This window comes from Pseudomonas fragi (assembly GCF_002269505.1).
GTDB classification, from domain to species: Bacteria; Pseudomonadota; Gammaproteobacteria; order Pseudomonadales; family Pseudomonadaceae; genus Aquipseudomonas; species Aquipseudomonas fragi_D.
Genome location: NZ_NQKQ01000008.1, coordinates 71,145 through 91,283 on the forward strand (window position 1 = coordinate 71,145; position 20,139 = coordinate 91,283).

The window sequence follows — 20,139 nt, forward strand, 5'->3', positions numbered from 1 at the left end:
CCCTCAGCCTAACCCTCTCCCGGAGGGAGAGGGGACTAAAAGCAAAAGCAGATTATCGCAACACCTCAGATCAGCTCCCTCTCCCTCCGGGAGAGGGTTGGGGTGAGGGGCTGTTTGGGCGCTTACTTCCAGTGATGAATCGGCCAGCCGGCCTTTTCAGCCTGTTCACGCAATACCGGGTCCGGGTTTACCACATGCGGGTGATCGACCTTGAGCAGCAGCGGCAAGTCGTTGCGCGAATCGGAGTAAAAACTCGCGCCTTCAAGGTTTTCTTCCTGCTCATCCAGCCATTCCAGCAGTCGTGTGATCTTGCCTTCGCGGTAAGTCAAAGTGCCTACGGTGTTGCCGGTGTAAAACCCATGGGCCACTTCCAGCTCAATACCCAGCACTTCATCGATACCCAGGCGCTCGGCTATGGGTTTGACCAGGTGGGTGCCCGAGGCAGAGATCACCAGAATGCGGTCGCCGGCCTTGCGGTGCGCCGCTATGGTTTTGGTCGCATCACTGAAGATGATCGGCTCGATGTAGTCTTCGACCCACGGCTCGACCAGGTGTGCGACCTCTTCAGGGGTGCGGCCAATCAACGGCTCCAGGCTAAAGGCCATGTAGTCTTCCATCGCCAGCTTGCCCTGACTGTAGGCGTGCATAAGCTCGTTGTTGCGCTGCATGAACGACTTGGGATCGACCCAGCCCAAGCGACCCATCTGTTCGCTCCACAGGGTGGCACAGTCGCCATGAATCAGGGTTTCGTCCAGGTCAAAAATTGCCAGGGCCATCAGCGCAACTCTCTCTTCAGTGAATTCAGGAACATCAGGCTACCTCACAAAGGGTGCTTGAATCGATGGACAGCGCCACGCGCTGGCCGTCCGGGTACAAATCACCGGGTGCGCGGTTGAGTACGTCGACGATCAGTTGTACGCCGCGCACCTCAACGCGATAGCGGATCACGTTGCCCAGCAGGCTGTGACTCAGAATGACCCCGTCAGGTTCACCCTGCACGCTCAGGCCCAGGGTTTCCGGGCGAATGGCGATGCGGCTGCTGACCGGGCGCTGCAACAGGCGGCTGGCGGTTTGCGCGTCCAGCAGGTTGTAGTTGCCGATAAAACCTGCGGCGAAGGCATCTGCCGGGGCCGCATAAAGCGTCTGTGCATTGCCGCTCTGAACGATATGACCCTTGTTCATCAGGAAAATCCGGTCGCTCATCACCAGGGCTTCTTCCTGATCGTGGGTCACGAAGATAGTGGTCAGGCCCAGCTCGCGCTGGATGGTGCGAATCTGCTCGCGCAAGTGCTTGCGAATCCGCGCATCGAGCGCCGACAGCGGCTCATCCAGCAGCAGCAGACGCGGACGCGTCACCAATGAGCGGGCCAGGGCTACACGCTGGCACTGGCCACCGGACAACTGGTGCGGGTAGCGTTTGGCAAAGTCATTCAGCTCCACCAGTTGCAAGGCTTCGGCCACGCGTTTGTGGCTGTCATCGGCCTTGACCTTCTGCATGCGCAGGCCGAAGGCCACGTTCTGCTCGACGGTCATGTTGGGGAACAGTGCATAACTTTGAAACACCATGCCGATGCCACGCTTTTGCGGGCTTACTGGCACGATGTCCTGGCCATCGAGCAGGATCTTGCCGGCATCTACCGGTGTCAGCCCGGCGATGCAGCGCAGCAGTGTGGACTTGCCGCAACCGGACGGGCCGAGCAGGGTGACGAATTCACCTTTGGCGATGTTGCAGTTGATATCGCTGAAAACCGGGGTGCCGGAATAGGATTTTTGCAGGTGTTCAACGCTGACGAAGCTCATTGGCTTTTGTCCTTGTTCAGGAAGGTGGCAACCCAGGTCAGCACCAGTACAAAGAGGAAATAGGAAATGACCAGCGCACTGGTGAAGTGGCCGCTGCTGTTGCGCATATTGTTCAAGAACACCTGCAAGGTCTCGTAGCGGGTGCCGACCAGGATATTGGCGAACACAAACTCGCCAAACAGGAACGAGAACGACAGCAGCAAGGCTACCATCAGGCCTTTACGCAAATTGGGCAGCACCACCAGAAATGCCGCCTGCCAGGTGCTGGCGCCCAGCAGTTGGGCCGCATCCATCAAGTCGCGCAGGTTGATCGCCTGCAAGTTGTTGGTGATCGCGCGGTACATGAACGGCAGTGCCACGGTGAAATAACAGCCGATCAGGATCCACGGTGTACCGACCATTTGCAGCGGACCGGAACCATACAGTTGCAGCAAGCCGACCGATGACACCACCGGCGGCACGGCGAAGGGCAGCAGGATCAGGATGTTCATCAGCGCATCAAGTTTGGGGAAGTGGTAGTGCACCACAAACAGCAGCGGCAGGATCAGCACTACGGACAGCACCAGCGCCGCGACGCAGACCAGCAGCGACTGGCCGAAGGCCTTGAGGAAGCGCGGATCGCTCCACAGCTGGTCATACCACTTGAAGGTAAAACCGCTGGGCAACACCGTGGCTGACCAACTGCTGGCGATGGAGTAGATAAACGTGCCCAACAGCGGCAGCAATAAAATCAGAAACAGCAGCCAGACCACGCTGCGGTGGTAAAGGCTGGCGGACGTGGATTCAGCGCGCGACATGGTAGCTCCTCTTTAACAGCCACTGATGTACCAGGGTCACCAGGGTCATCAGCCCCACCAGAATCACCGCCAGAGCGCTGGCCATGTTCGGGTCCAGGCTGATATCGCCCGAGACCATCGCGGCAATACGGATGGGGAGCACGTTGAAGTTGCCGGTGGTCAACGCATACACCGTGGCATAGGCGCCCAGGGCATTGGCCAGCAGGATCACGAAGGTGCCGAGCAGGGCCGGGGTCAGTACCGGCAGGCCGATAAACCGCCAGAACTGCCAGCTGTTGGCGCCCAGCAGGGAGGCCGATTCGCGCCAGTCTTCGCGCAGTGCATCGAAGGCGGGGTAAAGCAGCAGCACGCCGAGGGGGATCTGGAAGTAGGTGTACAGAATGATCAGGCCGGTTTTCGAGTAGAGGTTGAAGTCCTCGATGATCCCCGCCTGTTTGAGCATGATCGTGATGCTGCCGTTAAAGCCCAGCAAAATGATGAAGGCGAAGGCCAGCGGTACACCGGAGAAGTTGCTGGTCATGTTGGCGAAAGCGTTGACGAAATTGCGCAGCCGCGAATCCACCTTGCGCAGCGAATAGCTGCCCAGTATGGCAATCACGATGCCGAACAGGCTGGACCAGAAACTGATCTCCAGGCTGTGCTGGATGGCTTGCAAATAGAATTTGGAGTTGAAGATCTTGATGAAGTTGGCCAGCCCCCAGCCGGTTTCTTCCGATTGCACGCTGTGGATCAGCACCCAAACCAGCGGGGCGATTTGAAATACGATAAATAATACCGCGAAGGGTACCAGGCACAAAAGTGCAAGCCATTTGCCCCGACTCATGCCGTTGGCCTCAAGAGGTCGCGGCACAGCGGCTTGTCGTGGGGTACGCCAAGCAACTCGCAGATGGTGCCGCACAGCTCGAGCTGTTTGGGCATGACATCCGGGTTGAGGCTGAATGCATCGCCCAGCACAAACAGGGGCACTTCACGCTCTTCGGGCAGCAGGCCGTTGTGGGAGCGATCGTTGTTCATGCCATGGTCGGCAGTGACCAGCACCTGGTAGCCGGCCTGCAGCCAGCCTTGCAGATAGTCGGCCAGGATAATGTCGGCCGAGCGCGCGCTGTTGCGGTATTGCGCAGTGTCGAGGCCGTGCTTGTGCCCGGCATCATCGATATTCATGGGATGGACCAGTAAAAAATTCGGCTTGTTTGCCACGCGCAGGCTTTCTGCGTCGGCAAACAAGTGGGAGTCTGGGTAGTGATCGCTCCAGTAGAAATGCCCGTGCTGAATCGGCAAGTCACTAGCCACGGTATGGCGGTCCCGGGCAATCACGAAGGGTGAGCGGTTATACAGTTCGCTGATCCAGTGGTAGGCCGCTGCCGCAGTGCTCAGGCCAGCATCGCGGGCGTAATGGAACACACTGCGCTGGTTGGACAGACGCGACACATTGTTGTGCACGATGCCGCTTTCAATCGGCGGTACACCGGTAAGGATGCATTCGTAGAGCGGACGCGACAGGGCGGGCAACTCGCAGGTCAGCTTGTACAGCGCGGCGCGTTCTGCACTGACATAGGCCTGCAGATGGCCCATGGCAAGGCGTGCCACGTCGTAGTTGAGCCCGTCGAGAACGACCAGAATGACGTTGTGTTTCATGTGCGAAAACTCCGCAAACAGAAGTTGCATGCCAACCTGTAGTCGCTGCCGAGGAACGAGAGCTGCGAGCTTTTAGCAATCAAAAGCTCGCAGCCTTCGTTCCTCGGCAGCGACTACAGGTATTGGTTCAGCGGGTTACTGCATATTGATAATGACTTCTTCCTGCCACAGTTGTGGCAAGGCCTTGGAGGTTTTTTCCCAGGCATCGGCGTCTTTGATCGGGGTTACATTTTTGTACTGGTCATTGGAGAGCAGCTTGGCCTGAACGTCTTCCGGCAGCTTCAGGTGCTCGGCACGGATTGGTCGTGCATTGCCCCGCGCCAGGTTGGTTTGCCCGGCATCGCTGAAGATGAATTCACGGGTCAGCTTGGCAGCGTTGGGGTGCTTGGCGTATTTGTTGATGATGGTGGTGTAGCCCGAGATTACCGAGCCGTCAGACGGGATCAGCACCACGTAGTCATCCGGGTTGGCCATTTTGGCCTTGTAGCTCAGGCCGTTGAAATCCCAGACCACGCCGACTTCCACTTCACCCTTTTCCATGGTGGCGATGGTCGGGTTGGCCAGTGACAAGCGGCCTTGCTTGGCGATATCGGCAAACATCAGCAGGGCAGGCTGGATGTTCTTTTCACTGCCGCCATTGGCAATCGCTGCTGCCAGCACGCCATTGGTGGCCTGTGCCGCCGTGCTCACGTCGCCGATGGAAACCTTGTACTTGCCGGACTTGAGGTCAGCCCATTTGCTCGGCACTTCAGAGCCGTGCAGCAGCTTTTTGTTGACGATAAAGGCAATGGTGCCGGTATAGGCCAGGGCCCAGTTGCCATCCTTGTCCTTGGCCCAGTCCGGGATCTGCTCCCAGGTGGTCGGTTTGTACGGCTGGGTTACGCCCTTGGCCACGGCGATCGGGCCGAAGGCGGCGCCCACGTCACCGATGTCGGCACTGGCGTTGTCTTTTTCCGCAGCAAATTTGGCCACTTCCTGCGCCGAACTCATGTCGGTATCGATGTGCTTGAGGCCATAGAGCTTGTTGAGGTCAGCCCAAGTGCCTTTCCAGTTGGCCCAGTCATCGGGCATGCCGACGCTGTTGACCGTACCTTCAGCCTTGGCAGCGGCTTCGAGGGCTTTCAAATCGACATCGGCGGCCATGGCCGATGTGCACAGGGCAATGCTTGAACCTAACAGTGATGCCAGGAAAAACTGTTTCATCCGAAGCTCCTTGGGCGTTTTCAACGCTGGGTTTTATTGCTCTTTTGCGGTGGGTTGGTCTAGGTCAGCAATACCTGAGCCAATTTAAGCCCGGTAGATGACACTTTAATGTCGGCATTACTTATGCAGGGGATATCGCGGGCCAGCGTGAGGATTTCAGATAAGCGTAGACCATCGCGCAGGCCCCGCGCGGTAAGGCCTTTGGCTGTTTTTGAGCGGCATGCGGCGCGGTCGCTGTCATCGAACAGTCATATGTTCTGCCTAGGCTGGCAGGCTCAAGGAGTGACTGTTTAGCGGTCATGCCTGCCCATTTTTGGTGCTGGACTAGTCCAGCCAGGTAACGTTGATGCGAGTAGGTGCACCCAAGGCGGTAACAGCGATCAGTCGCACACTGCAAGAGCAGATTGAGCACGGTCTGCTGGCGTGCGGCAGTCAGTTGCCGGCCGAGCGCAAGCTCAGCGAATTGTTCGCCACCACTCGCGTCACCGTGCGCGAAGCGTTGTTGCAGCTTGAATCCCTGGGGCTGGTGTATCGAGAGGAGCGGCGCGGCTGGTTTATTTCGCCGCCGCGTCTGGCGTACAACCTGATGCAGCGCAGCCACTTCCATGCAATGGTCACGGCACAAGGACGGGTGCCCACCACCGAGGTGATATCGGCACGCATGCTGCCAGCCACGGCGGCGGTGTGTGAGCGCTTGCAGTTGCCGGCGTTGTCCAGTGTGATCCAGATCTGCCGGGGGCGGCGGATTGACGGGCGGCTGGTGTTGTATGTGGAGCACTACCTGAACCCGCAGTATTTCCCGCAGATCCTTGAGCTGGACCTGACGCAGTCGATCACCGAACTGTATGCCCGGCATTACGATTTGCATTATGGCCGGGTGCGTTTTGAGATTGTGCCTACGGCGCTGCCGGTAGAGGCTGCGGCGACCCTGAAGGTATCAACCGGCAGCCCGGGGTTGCGCATTGCCCGGGTCAATTACGATCAGCATGAACGGCTGATCGATTGCGACCTGGAGTATTGGCGACATGATGCGATTCATGTCGGCGTGGATGTGCAGGAGCGTTGAACAAACCTGCTTTTGTGGGAGCGAGCCTGCTCGCTCCCACAAGTTTTTGGCTCAATCCTTTTGCAATATCCCGCTGCCCGCCGTCACCACTTGCACGCTCAAACGCGGGGTTGCGAGGTCCAGTCCGGCCTCATCGAGGTGGCGCTTGAGCGACAGGTTGAACGCTCGCGACACTTCCCATTGCTTGATTGGTGCCGTCTTGAAACGGGCACGCAAAATGGCGCTGCCGGACTCAAAACTCTCGACGCCCTGAATCTCCAGCGGCGACCAGATGTTGCGTCGTTGCAGCGGATCGGTGCGCATTTTTTGCCCCACTTCACGCATCAGTTTGATGGCGTCGTCGATTTCCATGTTGTAGGGGATCGCAACCCGGAAGATGGCGTAGCCAAATTCGCGGGAGTAGTTCTTGATGCTTTTGATTTCACTGAACGGGATGGTATGCACAATGCCGTCGATATCGCGCAGGCGCACGGTGCGAATGGTCAGCCCTTCAACCGTGCCCAGGTGGCCGCCGACATCAACGTAGTCGTCAATGGCCAGGGAGTCTTCGATGATGATGAAGAGGCCGGTGATCAGGTCGGCAACCAGGGACTGGGCACCAAAACCGATGGCCAGACCGATCACACCGGCACCCGCGAGCAGGGGGGTGACGTTCATGCCCATATTGGCCAGGGCAACAATCAGCGCAATGATGAAGATCGCAGCAAACAGAATGTTGCGAATCAGCGGCATCATGGTTTGCGCACGGGCATTGGCCAGGCCTTTGCGCGAGCGGGTGAGGGCATGGTGGATGGCGGTGTCGGAGAGAATCCAGATCAGCCAGGCAAACAGCAGCGTACCGCCAAGGCCGAACAGCTTGACGCTGATCTCGTGGCCTTCACCTTCGGTGAAACCGATCAGCGACATGCCCCACACCCGCAGCCCCAGCTCGATAAACACCAGCCACACAATCAGGTGGGCCAGGGTGTAGACGAAGCTTTTCAGGCGTTCGGAATACAGCGCATGGCGTTTGTGGCCCCGTTGCGGCTTTTGTGCATGGCGTCGCACCAGCCCGTTGATCACCATGCACAACACCACCAGCACGGTACAGATCAGCGACTGGCGCAGTGCGGTGCTGGTATCCCCTGCCGAAACAAAGGTCGCTACGAGCGAAATGCCCACCAGGATCAGCGCCGCGATGTACCAGTAAGTACCGAGGATCTCGATGCTGTCGCTCAGGGCGCGCCGGGTCAGCCGCCGCGACAGAGGCTGATTGCGGATCAGGTGGGCGATGGGGCGGCGGAAACGGATGATGAACAGTCCGGTGGACAGCGCAGCCATTACATTGGCGAAGGTAGCTGCGGTATGGGCCAGGTGCACGCCGAGGGTGGCTACCAGGCGCGGGTCGCTCAATGCCTCGCCAAAGGCTGCGAAGCTGCCGATCCACCACAGCGGCCGAAAGGCCTGGTGCCGCAGGATATGCAGGGCGCGGTGACGGTGCGGGCCATCGAGCAGCGAGAACAAAATGACGCAAATAGCCGAGAAGCAAGTACCGATGACCAGTGCGTAAGCCAGCACCATCGCCAGGTCCTTGCCCAGCGAGGATGGCAGGGCGTAACTCATGTACACCGTGATCATCAGTGCGACCATCCACGGGCCCAGCTTGCGCAGGGCAAAGCGCAGCATGTCGACGGCTTTTGGGTGTTGCGGCAATTCTTCGCTCAGGCCAAAACGCACGCGCACACGGTGGCTGACCCATATCAGCAATGCCGCCGACAGGCTCCAGATCATGATGATCAAGGCAAAGCCAAAGATGATCGGCAGCCATTCACTGGCCGGCAGCATCAGTGCGGAAAGCTCCTCGTTGGCCTGGGATATTTCCTTGGACCAACGAGAGCTGGGGCTGTCAGCACCGGAGAACTGTTTTTCGAGATCGGCCAGGGTGCTGCCGATCAGCCCCAGAACACCTATCTCGGCTTCTGGCTGGGCTTTTTTGGTGGCATCGCGAAGTTTTTTCAGGTCGGCCAGCAGCTTGCTGCGCTGCTGATCGTTTTCGAGATTCTTGATCACCTCGTCCAGCGACTGGCCCAGCGGCTCGGTGGGTTGCGCCTGGGTTTTATCCGAACTGCCAAGCATGCCCGGCAAGCCGACGGCCTGCGCCGAAGTCATGGGCAAGAGTGTCAGCAGGCAAACCAGCAGGTAACAGGGCAAGGCGAAAAGACGGGAAAACACTGGGCGACCAACCTCGAGGGGGGTGAATTGGCCGAGTGTACGCTAGGGCCAGAGATCATTCATTTCTTGTCACATAAATAAATGATCGCGGCCCCGGGGCGAGGCAGCGTCGGGTCTATTCGTTCAGCTTGGCGAGGATCTTGAAGATGATTGTGCCGAAAATCAGCAGCATGCCAGCCCAGATCATCAGCACGCCGATACCACTACTGCGTTCGCGAAAGTTGAAGCCAATGGTCAGCAGCAGCATGCCGCAGATAATTGGAATCATCATGGAGTGGAACGCAGTCGTTTCGAACATGGCAAGGGGACCTGTGCAAATGAATGCCCCAAGTCTAGGCCGGATTACGCAGATGTGTGGTGATGTGTATCAAAAATGAATCAGGCGGTTGCATATGCCTGTAGTCGCTGCCGCAGGCTGCGAAGGGCGTTGCGGGGGATTTGCGACGGATTCAATAAAACGGGGGGCCTCGCCCCCCTTCGCAGCCTTCGGCAGCGACTACATCTCACCCATCAAGGCAACTGATTGCTGGCGTAGAACGCACTCAGTACTTTGACCAGGTGCGCCAGGTCATGGCTGCCGGCCAGTTCGCGGATCGAGTGCATGGCGAACGTCGGCAGGCCGATATCCACGGTGCGCACGCCCAGGTGGCTGGCGGTGATTGGGCCAATGGTCGAGCCACAGCCCATGTCGCTGCGTACCACGAAGCTTTGCACCGGCACTTCCACAGCCATGCACAGGTGGCGGAAGAACCCGGCGGTTTCGCTGTTGGTGGCGTAGCGCTGATTGCTGTTGACCTTGATCACCGGCCCGGCATTGAGCTTGGGTCCGTGATTGGCATCGTGCTTGTCAGCGTAGTTGGGGTGAACGCCGTGGGCGTTGTCTGCCGACACCAGCAGGGATTTCTGGATCGTGCGTACGTATTCGTCGCCTTCAGGCAGCAGGCGTTGCAGGATCTGCTCCAGCATCGGGCCATCGGCACCGCAGGCCGAACACGAGCCGACTTCTTCGTGGTCGTTGGCCACGAACAGGCAGGTTTCGTCGGTTTCGGTGGTGAGCAGGGCTTGCAGGCCGGCGTAGCACGACAGCAGGTTGTCCAGGCGCGCACCGGCGATAAAGTCGCCGTTCAGGCCGATGACCGCAGCACTTTGGGTGTCGTAGAAGCTCAACTCGTAATCCAGCACCACGTCGGCATTGAGGCCGTGTTCGCGGGCCAGCTGGTCGGTGAGCAGGGCGCGGAAATCGACGCGTTCATCACCCGCTACCTGGGCCAGGATCGGCGGCAGCTCGGTCTGCGGGTTAATTGCCCAGCCTTCGTTGGCAGTGCGATTGAGGTGGATCGCCAGGTTGGGGATGGTCGCAATCGGCGCCTTGAAATCGATCAGCTGGCTTTCAACCTGGCCATCGCGGCGGAAGGTGACACGCCCGGCCAGGGACAGGTCACGGTCGAACCAGGGCGCGAGCAAGGCGCCGCCGTAGACTTCGACGCCCAATTGCCAAAAGCCCTGGCGTTGCAGTTCAGGTTGAGGCTTGACTCGCAGGCAGGGGCTGTCTGTGTGGGCGCCGACCATGCGGATGCCGCCGTGCAGAGGAGACTGGCGACCCAGCTTGAAGGCAACAATGGACGAGTCATTACGGGTGACGTAATAGCGGCCATTGGCTTCGGTGAACCAGGTTTCGCGTTCGTCGAGGCGCTGGTAACCGGCGGCCTCAAGGCGCTGAACAAGACTGGCAGTGGCATGAAAGGGGGTAGGGGAGGCCTTGAGAAAGTCGATCAGGCCTTGGTTCAACTCTTCGCGCATAAGTTACTCCAGACAGCAAGGCCGCGAGTTTAGCGCATTGATCGCAAGATTTGAGCCCAATCGAACATCATTCACGTAGTCGCTGCCGAGGAACGAAGGCTGCGAGCTCTGGATGGTTAAAAGCTCGCAGCCTTCGTTCCTCGCCAGCGACTACGTCAGGTGGTCATGCTTTCAGTCAAAACGGTGCCGGGCACTCAAAGCGCAGGCGTTCACCGGTTTGCGGGTGGGTGAAGCTCAGCATGCTCGCGTGCAGGCACAAGCGCGGCCAGGCGGCCAGGGCTTGCGGGTGCGCATACAGGCCATCACCCAGCAGCGGGTGGCCGATGGACAGCATGTGTACGCGCAACTGGTGCGAGCGGCCGGTAATCGGCGTCAGTTCTACACGGCAGTAATCGCCACAACGCTCCAGTACCTTCCAGAAGGTCAGCGCATTTTTACCGAACTCATGGTCCACCACGTGCCGTGGCTTGGTCGGCGGGTCGTAGCGCAGGGGCAGGTCGATGCTGCCGCTGTCCAGTTCAGGCTGGCCCCAGGCCAGTGCGGTGTAGGCTTTTTCGGTTTCGCGGTCGTGAAACTGACGGGACAGCTCGCGGTGAGTGTCAGCATCCCGCGCCAGCAAAATAATCCCGGATGTTTCCCAGTCCAGACGGTGGACGATACGCGCCTCGGGGTAGCCGTTTTCTTGCAGGCGGGTAATCAAACAGTCCTTGTTGTCGTCGGCCCGGCCCGGAACCGAAAGCAGCAAGGTCGGCTTGTTGACCACCAGAACGCCAGCGTCCTCATGGATGATGTGAATATTGGACAACGGCATTAAAACAGCCTCTTGAAAAACGCCAACGGCGACAAGGGTGCCTCCCCCGCAAGGAAGGCGCCAAGGTCGCCGTGGTGTCCGCCGGGTCGATTAACGATCAGGCAGTGTGATGTTGAGTTCCAGAATCGAGCAGCTACCTTCGTTTTCAAGGGCGATCTGTACCGAATCATCGCCGATGTTGACGTATTTGCGGATCACCTCAACCAGCTCTTTTTGCAGGGCAGGCAGGTAGTCCGGGGTACTGCGTTGGCCACGCTCGTGCGCCACGATGATCTGTAGACGCTCTTTCGCAACCGACGCGGTTGTTGGCGTTTTGCGGGTACGAAAGAAGTCAAAAATGTTCATTGTTTAGTTGCCTCCAAACAGGCGCTCGAAGAATCCCTTCTTCTGTACATCAAGGAACCGGTGCTCCACGGTTTTGCCCAGCAGGCGATCAACGGCATCGCTGTAGGCCTGACCGGCGTCGCTCTGATCGTCAAGGATCACCGGCACGCCCTGGTTGGATGCTTTCAGAACAGCCTGGGATTCCGGGATCACACCCAGCAGGGCCACGGCCAGAATCTCTTTGACGTCTTCAACACCGAGCATTTCACCCTTGGAAACGCGGTCGGGGTTGTAGCGGGTCAGCAGCAGGTGTTCCTTGATCGGGTCCTGGCCCAGTTCGGCGCGGCGCGATTTGCTGGCCAGCAGGCCCAGCATGCGGTCCGAGTCACGTACCGAGGACACTTCCGGGTTGGTTACCACGACCGCTTCGTCAGCGAAGTACATGGCCAGGTGGGCACCGGTTTCGATACCGGCCGGGGAGTCGCAGACCACGTATTCGAAGGTTTCTTTAAGTTCCATCAGAACTTTTTCGACGCCTTCCTTGGTCAGCGCATCCTTGTCACGGGTCTGGCTGGCGGCCAGCACGTAGAGGTTTTCCAGGCGCTTGTCTTTGATCAGTGCCTGCTGCAGGTTGGCTTCGCCGTTGACCACGTTGACGAAGTCATACACAACGCGGCGCTCGCAACCCATGATCAGGTCGAGGTTACGCAAGCCGACGTCGAAGTCGACGATCACTGTTTTGTGGCCGCGCAGAGCGAGGCCGGTACCGATAGCGGCGCTGGTGGTGGTCTTACCCACACCACCCTTGCCGGATGTAACCACTAGAATCTTGGCCAAGGTGTTTCACCCCTAAGGAAAAAGGACTTTTTAGCCCCTGAATAACATCTCTATGAACGACTGCAGGTGAACAGCCTTGGCGGGTCATTGGTCAGGTTGCGTTTACGCGGTGTAAAGGCTGCCTGTTTGCTTGTCCCTACAAGGAATAATCTGTTTTCGCTACGATTTTGAGATGGTTGGAAAATGGCGAGAGTATCCGTTAAAGACGGGTGATGTTCAACATGTCACTTGACAGACTGATCTGAACGCCTGATCCCCACAGAGGATCCCTGCGCAGGTCTTCAGAGACCTTGTACTTGCCCGCAATTGACACTAGCTCGGCACTCAACTGCTGGCAAAAAATCCGGGCCTTGGTATTGCCCTTGTGCCCGGCCAGTGCCCGACCGCGCATTGGCCCGTAAACATGGATGTTGCCATCGGCCATAAGTTCCGCACCGGGGCTCACCGATGCGATCACCACCAGGTCACAGCCTTCGGCATACACCGTCTGGCCGCCGCGTACCGGGCTGGTGATGATTTTGGTCGGCTTGATGGTGGGTTCGGGCGGTTTTTCCGGTTTTTTCGGCTCGACCACTTCAACAGGGTCAATCGGCCGCTCACGAGCGCCAGACGGTGGCAGTACCGGCAAGTCGATGGCGATGGCGGCGGCGATGTCTTCAATGCGGTTGGCGCGGATGGCCAGTGTGCGCAGGCCATGTTGGCGGCAGACACGCATCAGCCCGGGCAAATCGATGGCGCCCTCACTGGCGGGCAGTTTGTCCAGCGCCAGAACCAGCGGGGTATTGCTGAAAAAATTCGGTGCCTGAGCCACTTTGGCGGCCAGTTGGCGGTCCAGGGCTTCAAGGTTGTTGTGCGCAAGTTCCAGCACCGTAATGGCGAGCATACTGCCCTTAAGCTGGAACACGGGGGCTTGGTCTAGCGATTCGGTTTGGCTCATGGTTGCTTAACGCGACTTGTCACTTAAAGTGCTGAGACTTATAACGAGAACGCCCGCGAGCCGCAAGCCGGGTCTAACGATGTAGAATGCACGACCCTTGTGTCTGTCCGGAATCATTAATGGATCGCCCGCGTTTTCGTGCTGCTTTTTTTCATCCGCGTTTTTGGCTGCTATGGCTTGGCCTGGGCGTGCTGTGGTTGGTCGTGCAACTGCCTTATAAAGTACAACTGTGTATCGGCCGGGTGCTCGGCGCCCTGATGTATCGGGTAGCCGGTGATCGTCGGCGTATCGCCTCGCGCAACCTTGAGCTGTGTTTTCCGGAGAAAACTGGCGCTGAACGCAAGCGCTTGCTCAAGGAAAACTTCGCCTCGACCGGTATCGCGTTTTTTGAGATGGCCATGAGCTGGTGGTGGTCAAAGCCACGCCTGGCCAGACTGGCCCATGTCGAAGGGCTGGAACACCTCAAGCAGGCCCAGCTGGAAGGCAAGGGCGTGATTCTGATGGCGTTTCACTTCACCACCCTGGAAATCGGTGCTGCCCTGCTGGGTCAGCAACACACCATCGACGGCATGTACCGCGAGCATAAAAACCCGTTGTTCGACTTTATCCAGCGTCGTGGCCGTGAGCGGCACAATGTCGATTCGCTGGCCGTCGAGCGCGATGACGTGCGCGGCATGCTCAAACTGCTGCGTTCAGGGCGGGCGATCTGGTATGCACCGGACCAAGACTATGGCGCCAAGCAAAGTATCTTCGTGCCGCTGTTTGGCATCCCGGCAGCCACTGTCACCGCCACCAGCAAGTTTGCCAAGCTGGGCAAAGCTCAGGTTGTACCCTTTACTCAACAACGACTGGCCGACGGCAGTGGTTACAAGTTGGTCATTCATCCGCCACTGAGGGATTTCCCCGGAGAAAGCGATGAGGCTGATTGCCTGCGAATCAATCAATGGGTCGAGCGGGCGGTGCGTGAGTGCCCCGAGCAGTATCTGTGGGCCCATCGCCGCTTCAAGACCCGTCCGCCCGGCGAGCCCAAGCTGTACGATAAACGCGGCTGAGGCGGCCGCCCGGACGTGACTGCGGTTGGGCCGGTGACGGGCCTGATACTGTCGGGCGGTGGTGCGCGGGCGGCCTATCAGGTCGGCGTGCTGGCGGCGATTGCCGAGTTGCTGCCCGTCGGTGCCGCGAATCCGTTTCCGGTCATTGTCGGTACCTCTGCGGGCGCGATCAACGCGGTCAGCCTGGCCAGCGGCGCGATGGATTTCACCCGCGCGGTCGAGCACCTGACCGCATTCTGGCAGGGCTTTGAAAGCAGGCGCGTGCTACGCAGCGACTGGCCAGGAGTTTTGCACCAGGCAACGCGCTTTGTCGGCCACAGCCTGCTCGGGCTTGGCTCGCATGTACCGGTGGCGCTGCTCGACAGTTCGCCCTTGCGCAACCTGCTCCAGGACAGGATCAACTTCTCCGGTCTTGAGCAGGCGATTTCCGGGCAACACCTGCAGGCCGTCGCGGTTACGGCATTTGGTTATTCCTCCAGTCAGGCGGTGACCTTTTATCAAGGCAAGGGCACCATCAATGGCTGGTTGCGCCATCGGCGCATTGGCATGCCCACCATTTTGACGGTTGAACATCTGCTGGCCAGTTCGGCCATTCCGTTGCTGTTTGCCCCGGTCAAAATCGGCGAAGAGTATTTCGGCGATGGTGCCGTGCGGCAGTCGGCGCCTATCAGTCCGGCGCTGCATCTGGGTGCCAACCGGGTGTTGGTGGTGGGGGTGAGCGGCAACCCGCGCGGGCCGGACCTGCAGGCCGGCCAGCCGCGCTACTACAGCGTCCAGCAGCCGACGCTGGCGCAAATTGGCGGGCATATGCTCAACAGTACGTTTATCGATAGCCTGGAAAGCGATATCGAACTGCTTGAGCGGCTCAATCACTTCAGCCGCCTGTTGCCCAGGCAAACCGACAATCTGGGGCTGTCACCCGTCGAGGTGCTGGTCATTGCGCCGAGCCAGCCGATTGACGAGATTGCCGCCCGCCACCGGCATGAGTTGCCGGCTGCCCTGCGGATGTTCCTGCGTGGCCCCGGTGCAACCAAAACCAGTGGTGCAGGGGTGCTCAGCTACCTGCTGTTCGAGGCGGGCTATTGTCGTGAGTTGATTGAGTTGGGGCGACGCGATGCGATGGCCAAGCGCGAAGCGCTGTGCCAGTTTTTGCGGGTTTGAAGGATTGGGTTTAGTAGTCGCTGCCGAAGGCTGCGATAAAGCCCGCAAGGGCCTTTAACGCAACATTCAGGAGAGCGGGTTGCTACGCAACCCTTCGCAGCCTGCGGCAGCGACTACGGGGTTTGCATAAACGCTACTCCGCAATCTGCAACTTGCGCGCTTCGGTGTAGATATAACGCAGCTTGTCGTACTCAAACGGCGAGTCGAACTGGCCATAGCGGAAGCTGGTGTTGTAGCGCTTGTCGACAGCGCCAAGTACCCAGATCTCGGGATGGCGGGTGCTCTCGTGCGGCACGTTAAGGAAGTTGATCTCCTGGTTGACGCCAAAGTCGACCACCAGGCCCGTGGTGTCGCGCAGGTTCGACGGTCCAAGGATCGGCAACATCAGGTAGGCCCCGCCGGGTACGCCATAAAAGCCCAGGGTCTGGCCGAAGTCTTCGCTTTGACGGGGCAGGCCCATTGCCGTGGCGGGGTCCCACAGCCCACCGATGCCTATTGTCGTGTTTAGCAACAAGCGCCCTGTGGTTTCCAGAGAGCGATGGCCCTTGAGCTGCAGCAGGCTGTTGAACAGGTTGGGCACATCCCCCAAGTTGTTGAAGAAGTTGCTTACACCCGTACGCAGAAAGCTGGGCGTGACATAGCGATAGCCATTGACCACTGGCAGGAACACCCACTGATCGAAGCGGTAGTTGAAATGGTAGATCCTGCGGTTGAGCGGCTCCAGCGGGTCATAGATGCTCAATGCGTTCATGGTGGCGCGCTCGAACTCACGCTGATCCAGGCCCGGATTGAATTTCAACAGTTTCAGCGGCTGGGTAAAGCCGTCGACATCCGGTGTCAGTTCCGTGTGAGCCTTGCTGTTGTCGGCTTGGGCGAAGCCTGCGCCGAGCAGGGTGGCGAGAAGCAATAATTGTTTAACCACGGAAGAACTCCAGCATATCGTCAGCGTTGACTCGGTAATTGATGTTGCCGCAATGGCCGCCATACGGATAAACCGTCAGGCGATTACCGAAGGTTTTACGCAGGAATCCGAGATCGCCAGGGCCCAGTATGATGTCGTCGGCGTTATGCATGACGGCAATCTTCGGGCTGTTTTTCAGGTAGTCCTGCAGGGCGTACAGGCTGACCTGGTCGATCAGTTGCAGCAGGCTGCCGCCATCGGTCTTGGCGCGCCACATCGGGATCACCTGTTCGGTCAGGTAGCAGTCAAAATCACACTGCAACGAACGCTTGAGAAAGGGGGTCAGGCTGGTGCCTTCGGTGATCGGGTAGTTCGGCGGGGTAATCAGGCCGCGGCGGTTGATCAAGTCCGAGGTGAACACGATATCGGCCGACGAGAAGCGAAACACCGTGCCGATCAGCATGGCCATTTGCTCGTTGGTCAGGCGTTCCTTGGAGTTTTGCAGGTCATAGACCAGGGCCGCATTGAGGTCGACCCGGCCTTTATCCTGGAAGTAGCGGGTCAGCTTGCCCAGCACAAGTTCGTAGAACGTGGTGGAGTTGTTGATGCCTTTGACCTCGGTTTGCACCAGCTTGTCGAGGTTGCTGATGGAGGTAAAGAGGTTGACCGGCGGGTTGAGCATCAACACTTTTTTGAAGTTGAAACTTTTGCGGGTTTCATCCAGGTGGCTGACAAAGGCGGCATCCAGCGCGCCCAGGCTATAACCCGCCAGGTAGTAGTCGGTAACGGGCAGCTTGGCCTGTTGGGCGCGCACGGCTTGCATCACATGATACAAATCTTCGGCGTCGTACTGGCTGATGCCCGGTGTGGCCAGGCGCGAGGCCGAGCTCATGAAGTCATAGCTGGTGGGCGAAGACAGCTGAACGACGTGATAGCCTTCCTGGTAGAAGAGCTTTTTCAGGTACTCGTTGAGGCTGCTGTCGTAGGCTGCGCCGGTACCGGCAATCAGGAACATCAAGGGTGCCGGGTGATCCTGTTTGGCCAGGCGGTAAGTGAGCTTTTTCACCGCCCAGAAATTGGCCGGCAGTATGTGCTCGCGTTCAGGGCGCAGGTTGAGGGTGTAGTCCGACTGATTGATATCATCTTCGTCGGGCAGCAGCGGGCGCATTTGCGGCGGAGTGGTCGCAATCGTGGCTTCAAACGGATTGGTTATCGGGTAGCCATACGTTGCGGGATCGACATCGACCGCCTGCGCGGACGCACTCAAGATAAGGCCGCCCAGTAAGGCAGCGAAGGGCAGAGAACGGAGCATGAAGACTATCCCTAATAAGGTGCGCAAAAGATTCGCAGGCTATGACCACAGGGCTAGTACTGAAGTGCCATTTGGTGGCACCAAATAATTCCCCAAAGAGTCCCGAGCAGGCAAAAAGCAACTCAAGATACACGCTGAATGACTTTAGTTAACAGATATCTGATTGCAAGGCTTGTATAGCTGTCGATGGAGATTAAGCTGGGCGCCGTTTTTGCCTATCGGAGTTTGTTATGCGACCTCGTTTGCCGTGGATCTTGCTGCTTATCGCCCTGCCTGTTTGGTTGCTCGCCAGTTATGGGTTGCGATACGGCTTGATGGAGGACTCGCAGTGGGTGGGGACCTGTGTTGCCGAGGCCGCGCGTTGGGAATGCCAGTTACGGGCGAACCTGGGATTGTTGATTCATTTCCGGGTGCTGGGCTGGGTTGCGTTGGTGCTGTCGATTATTGCTTTTTGTGTACGTGGTCGTGTCGGCTGCGCACTGGCGGTGCTGGCCATGCTGTTCGGCCTGCCCGCGCTGGCGTTGTATAACGCCAGCCTGGCAGTGTTTGCCGTGGTCATCGCCGGGTTGCGCCTGGTGCGCGCGGCGAAGTAAGAGTTTGAAACATTTGTGGGAGCGAGCCTGCTCGCGAAAGGTCTTTGAGGCCTTCGCGAGCAGGCTCGCTCCCACAGGGGGATTGCACTAGAAAGGTGTCATGCGCGCTTGCGCACACTGCGCCACAGCGCCATCACCATCAGTACGCTTACCAGTGCCCACATCCAGGCCTGTTGGTTATGCAGCCCTTCGCGGTACAGCTGCACTGGTATGCCTGCCCCAATGATCAAGGCCAGCAGGCCGAATTCACGGCGCGGGCCGCCTACCGGGCGCAACAGGTAAACCAGCGCAGGCAGCAGCAGGGCAGCGCTGGGGAAGCTGCGATAGCGTGGCTCGAATACCAGCCCCAGCATCATCACTGCACCGGCAAACCCGGCGGCAGCCAGCCACCAGCCAGCACGACGCTCCAGCAAGTTGAACAGGCGTTCTCGCCAGCCGTCTTTCTGGCCCAGGGCCAATGCGCCATGGGTCAGCACGATCAGGTTCAGGCCAACCAGCAAGCCAGCCCATAGCCACTCGCCCGCAAAGCGGCTGGTCACGGATGCCAGTTCGGCCCAGGCCACGATGCTGCATCCTGCCAACGCACCCAGTGCAGGCAGTAACACAGCTGCACGTTTTGTGCGGATCCGGCCGCCAATCAGCAGTGTGCCCAGCAACAGGGCGGCGCCAAAGCCCAGCCAGACCGGCCAGTGCGGCAGGTTGGATACCGGGCCGGCGAGGATGCCCTTGTCCTGGCGATCTGCATCGAACAAGCCCCAATAACCGCCTACCGCGCCTTCGCTGCCGCGCTTCCAGGGTTGGTCGAAGGCTTCGATCAGGTTGTATTTCCAGCCGTTTTGCTCGGCCAGGGTGACAAAGCTGCGAATGAATTTTGCTTCGTTAACCCGGCTTGGCTGGGCGGTTTCGCGCTGGCGGCCCTCACTGGGCCAACCTGTTTCACCGATCAGGATGTCCTTGGGGGCAAACTTGTTACCGAAGACCTGACGTACCTGCGCGACATGGTTGACTGCCTGCTCAATGCCGGCAGGGTCATCTTCCCAGTAAGGCAGCAGGTGAATGGTCAGGAAGTCTACTGCCGGGGCGATTTCCGGATGTTGCAACCAGAACTCCCAGACATCTGCATACGTCACCGGTTGCTTGACCTGGCTTTTGACCTTGTTGATCAGCCTGACCAGCTGCGGGGCCGTGACTTCCTTGCGCAGCAAGGCTTCGTTACCGACGATCACTGCACTGACCACGTCCGGGTTGGCATTGGCCGAGGCGATCAGGGCATCGACTTCCTGCTCCGTGGCCACGGGGTCGCTGCTGACCCAGGCGCCGGCCATCAACTTCAGGTCGTGCTTGCGTGCCAGCTCTGGCAGTCTTTCAAGTCCGGCCTGGGAATAGGTGCGGATGCATTGAAAGCGGGTTGCCAGCAACGCCAGGTCAGCGTCCATGCGCTCAACCCGGGGTACGAAGGGCTGGTCGAAGGGTGACTGGTCCTTGTCGAACGGCGTATAGGACGCACATTGCAGTTTATGGGTCGGTGTTGCTGCATCGGGCAATATCACCGGTTGGCCCAGGCCATACCAGAAACCGGCAATAGCAAATGCGCCCAGCAGGCAGGCAAGGAGATAAGGCAGCACGGGGAAGCGGGCAGTCGCGGACATGGTCAGGCCGTATGGGAGCAAAGCCGCGCATCTTACCTGCAATTGGGCGG

General features: G+C 58.9%; 20 protein-coding genes. 4 read left to right on the forward strand and 16 right to left on the reverse strand.

Annotated elements, in window-relative coordinates; genetic code table 11:
- Window positions 1-122 precede the first annotated feature (122 nt).
- From CJU81_RS09415 to CJU81_RS09440, 6 genes are all read right to left on the reverse strand, one after another.
- Window positions 123-776 (reverse strand): HAD family hydrolase, encoded by a 654-nt coding sequence (locus CJU81_RS09415; protein WP_095036369.1) that lies wholly within the window; start codon window positions 774-776, stop codon window positions 123-125.
- A 34-nt stretch (window positions 777-810) separates the two neighbouring features.
- On the reverse strand, window positions 811-1,800 hold the full coding sequence (locus CJU81_RS09420) for an ABC transporter ATP-binding protein (RefSeq protein WP_095036370.1): 990 nt from the start codon (window positions 1,798-1,800) through the stop codon (window positions 811-813).
- Window positions 1,797-2,597: an ABC transporter permease gene (locus CJU81_RS09425; RefSeq protein ID WP_095028418.1), complete on the reverse strand. Its 801-nt coding sequence runs from the start codon at window positions 2,595-2,597 to the stop codon at window positions 1,797-1,799. Before CJU81_RS09425 ends, CJU81_RS09420 begins: the two co-directional genes overlap by 4 nt.
- A complete protein-coding gene (locus CJU81_RS09430; protein ID WP_095036371.1) occupies window positions 2,584-3,420 on the reverse strand; it encodes an ABC transporter permease in 837 nt (278 codons plus the stop codon). Before CJU81_RS09430 ends, CJU81_RS09425 begins: the two co-directional genes overlap by 14 nt.
- A complete protein-coding gene (locus tag CJU81_RS09435; RefSeq protein WP_095036432.1) occupies window positions 3,417-4,232 on the reverse strand; it encodes an alkaline phosphatase family protein in 816 nt (271 codons plus the stop codon). The genes CJU81_RS09430 and CJU81_RS09435 overlap by 4 nt, the downstream gene beginning before the upstream one ends.
- Before the next feature lie 135 nt (window positions 4,233-4,367).
- Window positions 4,368-5,435, reverse strand: a complete 1,068-nt coding sequence (locus CJU81_RS09440) for an ABC transporter substrate-binding protein (RefSeq protein WP_095036372.1) — start codon at window positions 5,433-5,435, stop codon at window positions 4,368-4,370.
- Between the two features lie 346 nt (window positions 5,436-5,781).
- Here CJU81_RS09440 and CJU81_RS09445 point away from each other — a divergent pair, with 346 nt between their 5' ends.
- Window positions 5,782-6,501: a UTRA domain-containing protein gene (locus CJU81_RS09445; RefSeq protein ID WP_095036373.1), complete on the forward strand. Its 720-nt coding sequence runs from the start codon at window positions 5,782-5,784 to the stop codon at window positions 6,499-6,501.
- Between the two features lie 51 nt (window positions 6,502-6,552).
- On the opposite strand, the gene CJU81_RS09450 is transcribed toward CJU81_RS09445, so the two are convergent.
- From CJU81_RS09450 to minC, 7 genes are all read right to left on the reverse strand, one after another.
- Entirely contained in the window at window positions 6,553-8,712 is a 2,160-nt protein-coding gene (locus tag CJU81_RS09450; protein ID WP_095028414.1) for a mechanosensitive ion channel family protein, read from the reverse strand.
- 115 nt (window positions 8,713-8,827) lie between these two features.
- Window positions 8,828-9,010, reverse strand: a complete 183-nt coding sequence (locus CJU81_RS09455) for a hypothetical protein (protein ID WP_095002128.1) — start codon at window positions 9,008-9,010, stop codon at window positions 8,828-8,830.
- 212 nt (window positions 9,011-9,222) lie between these two features.
- On the reverse strand, window positions 9,223-10,512 hold the full coding sequence (locus CJU81_RS09460; protein ID WP_095036374.1) for a M18 family aminopeptidase: 1,290 nt from the start codon (window positions 10,510-10,512) through the stop codon (window positions 9,223-9,225).
- 175 nt (window positions 10,513-10,687) lie between these two features.
- Entirely contained in the window at window positions 10,688-11,323 is a 636-nt protein-coding gene (locus CJU81_RS09465; RefSeq protein ID WP_016780153.1) for an RluA family pseudouridine synthase, read from the reverse strand.
- 90 nt (window positions 11,324-11,413) lie between these two features.
- Window positions 11,414-11,668, reverse strand: a complete 255-nt coding sequence (gene minE, locus CJU81_RS09470; protein WP_016780154.1) for a cell division topological specificity factor MinE — start codon at window positions 11,666-11,668, stop codon at window positions 11,414-11,416.
- Between the two features lie 3 nt (window positions 11,669-11,671).
- Window positions 11,672-12,484, reverse strand: a complete 813-nt coding sequence (gene minD / locus CJU81_RS09475; protein WP_029611321.1) for a septum site-determining protein MinD — start codon at window positions 12,482-12,484, stop codon at window positions 11,672-11,674.
- 199 nt (window positions 12,485-12,683) lie between these two features.
- Window positions 12,684-13,421: a septum site-determining protein MinC gene (gene minC / locus CJU81_RS09480; protein ID WP_095036375.1), complete on the reverse strand. Its 738-nt coding sequence runs from the start codon at window positions 13,419-13,421 to the stop codon at window positions 12,684-12,686.
- 119 nt (window positions 13,422-13,540) lie between these two features.
- Here minC and CJU81_RS09485 point away from each other — a divergent pair, with 119 nt between their 5' ends.
- Window positions 13,541-14,473, forward strand: a complete 933-nt coding sequence (locus tag CJU81_RS09485; RefSeq protein WP_095036376.1) for a lipid A biosynthesis lauroyl acyltransferase — start codon at window positions 13,541-13,543, stop codon at window positions 14,471-14,473.
- A gap of 15 nt (window positions 14,474-14,488) precedes the next feature.
- The gene (locus CJU81_RS09490) at window positions 14,489-15,634 is read left to right on the forward strand and encodes a patatin-like phospholipase family protein (RefSeq protein ID WP_095036377.1); all 1,146 of its coding nucleotides are present in this window, start codon (window positions 14,489-14,491) and stop codon (window positions 15,632-15,634) included.
- Between the two features lie 133 nt (window positions 15,635-15,767).
- On the opposite strand, the gene CJU81_RS09495 is transcribed toward CJU81_RS09490, so the two are convergent.
- A complete protein-coding gene (locus CJU81_RS09495) occupies window positions 15,768-16,556 on the reverse strand; it encodes an MlaA family lipoprotein (protein WP_095036378.1) in 789 nt (262 codons plus the stop codon).
- On the reverse strand, window positions 16,549-17,847 hold the full coding sequence (locus CJU81_RS09500; RefSeq protein ID WP_095036379.1) for a serine/threonine protein kinase: 1,299 nt from the start codon (window positions 17,845-17,847) through the stop codon (window positions 16,549-16,551). Before CJU81_RS09500 ends, CJU81_RS09495 begins: the two co-directional genes overlap by 8 nt.
- Before the next feature lie 230 nt (window positions 17,848-18,077).
- Between CJU81_RS09500 and CJU81_RS09505 the strand changes: the two genes are divergently transcribed.
- Window positions 18,078-18,440: a hypothetical protein gene (locus CJU81_RS09505; RefSeq protein ID WP_095036380.1), complete on the forward strand. Its 363-nt coding sequence runs from the start codon at window positions 18,078-18,080 to the stop codon at window positions 18,438-18,440.
- Window positions 18,441-18,538: 98 nt separating this feature from the next.
- On the opposite strand, the gene CJU81_RS09510 is transcribed toward CJU81_RS09505, so the two are convergent.
- Entirely contained in the window at window positions 18,539-20,089 is a 1,551-nt protein-coding gene (locus CJU81_RS09510) for a glycoside hydrolase family 17 protein (RefSeq protein ID WP_095036381.1), read from the reverse strand.
- Between the last annotated feature and the right edge of the window lie 50 nt (window positions 20,090-20,139).

Coding starts and splice junctions, on each gene's coding strand:
- CJU81_RS09415 (WP_095036369.1), bottom strand. CDS start 776: ATGGCCCTGGCAATTTTTGACCTGGACGAAACCCTGATTCATGGCGAC.
- CJU81_RS09420 (WP_095036370.1), bottom strand. CDS start 1,800: ATGAGCTTCGTCAGCGTTGAACACCTGCAAAAATCCTATTCCGGCACC.
- CJU81_RS09425 (WP_095028418.1), bottom strand. CDS start 2,597: ATGTCGCGCGCTGAATCCACGTCCGCCAGCCTTTACCACCGCAGCGTG.
- CJU81_RS09430 (WP_095036371.1), bottom strand. CDS start 3,420: ATGAGTCGGGGCAAATGGCTTGCACTTTTGTGCCTGGTACCCTTCGCG.
- CJU81_RS09435 (WP_095036432.1), bottom strand. CDS start 4,232: ATGAAACACAACGTCATTCTGGTCGTTCTCGACGGGCTCAACTACGAC.
- CJU81_RS09440 (WP_095036372.1), bottom strand. CDS start 5,435: ATGAAACAGTTTTTCCTGGCATCACTGTTAGGTTCAAGCATTGCCCTG.
- CJU81_RS09445 (WP_095036373.1), top strand. CDS start 5,782: ATGCGAGTAGGTGCACCCAAGGCGGTAACAGCGATCAGTCGCACACTG.
- CJU81_RS09455 (WP_095002128.1), bottom strand. CDS start 9,010: ATGTTCGAAACGACTGCGTTCCACTCCATGATGATTCCAATTATCTGC.
- CJU81_RS09460 (WP_095036374.1), bottom strand. CDS start 10,512: ATGCGCGAAGAGTTGAACCAAGGCCTGATCGACTTTCTCAAGGCCTCC.
- CJU81_RS09465 (WP_016780153.1), bottom strand. CDS start 11,323: ATGCCGTTGTCCAATATTCACATCATCCATGAGGACGCTGGCGTTCTG.
- minE (WP_016780154.1), bottom strand. CDS start 11,668: ATGAACATTTTTGACTTCTTTCGTACCCGCAAAACGCCAACAACCGCG.
- minC (WP_095036375.1), bottom strand. CDS start 13,421: ATGAGCCAAACCGAATCGCTAGACCAAGCCCCCGTGTTCCAGCTTAAG.
- CJU81_RS09485 (WP_095036376.1), top strand. CDS start 13,541: ATGGATCGCCCGCGTTTTCGTGCTGCTTTTTTTCATCCGCGTTTTTGG.
- CJU81_RS09500 (WP_095036379.1), bottom strand. CDS start 17,847: ATGCTCCGTTCTCTGCCCTTCGCTGCCTTACTGGGCGGCCTTATCTTG.
- CJU81_RS09505 (WP_095036380.1), top strand. CDS start 18,078: ATGCGACCTCGTTTGCCGTGGATCTTGCTGCTTATCGCCCTGCCTGTT.
- CJU81_RS09510 (WP_095036381.1), bottom strand. CDS start 20,089: ATGTCCGCGACTGCCCGCTTCCCCGTGCTGCCTTATCTCCTTGCCTGC.